Annotated in this window: 1 protein-coding gene; it reads right to left on the reverse strand. The window is 34.0% G+C overall.

Annotated features, from left to right (window positions below; genetic code table 11):
• Positions 1-218 precede the first annotated feature (218 nt).
• Positions 219-431 carry a cold-shock protein gene (locus tag AC27IT_RS27795; RefSeq protein WP_028414686.1) on the reverse strand — a complete coding sequence of 71 codons (213 nt, stop codon included), beginning with the start codon at positions 429-431 and terminating at the stop codon, positions 219-221.
• Positions 432-664: the final 233 nt, after the last annotated feature.

The raw sequence follows: 664 nt of genomic DNA on the forward strand, positions 1-664 counted from the left end.
GTACTCTATACTGTATTCACTCATAGAGGAAATGTTTGGATACTTGTCCGACAACTTTAGAACTGTGTTTTTTAATAGCCACTAGTAACTAATTTTGAATGTAGAAGTATTTGCATCATAAAAGACACCTCGTTCGAACGAAAGTCGAAGAGGTGTTTTTATTCGTAGAGTATTCGATTCGAGAGTCTACTCATAGCCTGTATGTAAATGTCACTCTATTAGTCAACAGGGTTTACTTTTATAGCGCTGGGTCCTTTAGCTCCTTCTTGGATTTCAAACTCTACTTTTTGTCCTTCTGACAGGTTTTTATATTCTTCACGGTCGATCGCATTAGAGTGAACGAACACTTCTTTTGATCCGTCCTCGGGTGTGATAAATCCAGATCCTTTTGGTTCATTGAACGATTTAACGGTTCCTTTATGTTTGCTCATTGATAAATCCCCCTTATAAGTATAGAAATAATTTCTTAATAGGTTTTTACCCAAACGCTGAAATCTCAATCATTTTTATGATCGTTATACCGATTAGAAGAGTCGGGAAAAGCAAATAGGGAGGGCTTAACAATTTTTTCATTTCAGTTATATTTTTATATTGTCTGTGATATAACTATTGTTATAAAATGTAATCGTTAATTCTGCTAACTAAAGGAGATAAAGAAAAAAAT

The sequence above is a fragment of the Brevibacillus sp. YAE8 genome, from assembly GCF_057543335.1.